This is a genomic window from Bradyrhizobium sp. 18BD, from assembly GCF_054185225.1.
The window spans coordinates 1-1,568 of record NZ_JAVAYL010000046.1 but is presented as its reverse complement, the minus strand read 5'-3'; the positions used below and the strand labels follow the sequence as shown (position 1 = coordinate 1,568).

Below are 1,568 nucleotides of genomic sequence, written 5' to 3'. Positions count from 1 at the left end.
GAACGGGGCGACTCACCCTCGATGCGACTGCGAGGGTTACCCGGATGGTCCGGGCAGAGCCTCACGCAAGGAGGGCGAGTCATGGGTGATTATAGCGAGGCTTTCGTGGGTTTCGATACGTCGAAGTCGCACAATTCGGTTGCGATTGCGGACGGCGGCCGACGTGGCGAAGTTCGGTTCCTCGGGGAGATTGAGAACACCCCGACCGCAACGGCGAAGCTGGTGCGCAAGCTGGCCGCCAAGTACAAGCGACTGACGTTCTGCTACGAGGCCGGGCCGACCGGCTACGGGCTGCACCGGCAGATCAAAGGCCTCGGTTTCGAATGCGTGGTGGTGGCGCCCTCGCTGATTCCAAAGCGGCCAGGCGACAAGGTGAAGACCAACCGGCGTGACGCGCTCGGCCTCGCGAAGCTGCTGCGTGCCGATGAACTCACCCCGGTGTGGGTGCCGGACGGACGTCACGAGGCGATGCGCGATCTGACGCGGGCGCGCGAGACGGCGATGCTGGATTTGCGCGCGAAGCGCCAGCATGTCTCGGCCTTTCTGCTGCGGCTGGGAAGGCCTTATCCGGAGAGCAAGAAGACCTGGACCAAGGCGCATCTGAGCTGGATCGCGGGCCAGAAGCTCGAGCACCCGCAACAGCGTCTTGTGCTGGAGGAGATGATGCTGGCGATCCGTCAAGCGCAGGGCCGCCTCGCTCGCCTGGAGCAGGCCATCGCCGCGGCCGTTCCGGAATGGTCGCTCGCATCGGTGGTCACCGCACTGATGGCCATGCGCGGCCTGGATATGATCGCGGCCACAACGCTGCTGGCCGAGATCGGCGATCTCTCGCGGTTCCGAACGCCGACCGAGCTGATGGCCTATCTCGGACTCGTGCCTTCGGAGGCTTCGACCGGCGACGCCGTCAAGCGCGGACCGATCACCAAAGCCGGCAACCGGCGCGCCCGGCGCATGCTGGTGGAGTGCTCGTGGAGCTATCAGCATCCGCCGCGGGTTGGACAAGCCAAGCAACCGAAGGTCGATGCGGCGCCGCCAGCGGTTCGCGAGATTGCCTGGAAGGCGCAGTGCCGGCTGTACCGGCGCTATCGTACGCTGATCAGGAAAGGAAAGCTCAAGACCGTTGCCATCGTCGCGATCGCCCGCGAGCTCGCCGGCTTCATCTGGGCTGTCGCTCGCGCAGTCACGGCTGCACCTGTCGCGGCAGCCCCGGCTTAAGAGGGCTTGGCAAGAGGGGCCAAGCGGCCAAGGCTGAACGCTAACCAGGGAGCCCGGCGACGGGGCAGTGGTCCGGCGAGGAGTTAAATCTCGTGCAACGGCGGGAGCAGAACCGCGGCAAGGGGAATTCCCGATCATCCTGTGTGACCGATCGCAAGATCGACGTCCGACCTCAGACCGGGACAGCCCCAGACGAACCTACGGACATGCGTGAACCCGCGAATAAGAGCTTGTTGACCGACGTCTCAGGGTTCTGCTTCCACCCTTGCACGATCATCCCACTCACACTTCTTTCGGACGTCCGGGAGACAACCCTTCCTCATGCCTCCCCCCTTGACTTGGGACATAAGAGG

At 64.7% G+C, this 1,568-nt stretch carries 1 protein-coding gene; it reads left to right on the top strand.

Annotated features, from left to right (window positions below; translation table 11 throughout):
- The first annotated feature begins 81 nt into the window (after positions 1-81).
- Positions 82-1,215: an IS110 family RNA-guided transposase gene (locus RAD16_RS40270; RefSeq protein WP_458163612.1), complete on the top strand. Its 1,134-nt coding sequence runs from the start codon at positions 82-84 to the stop codon at positions 1,213-1,215.
- Positions 1,216-1,568: the final 353 nt, after the last annotated feature.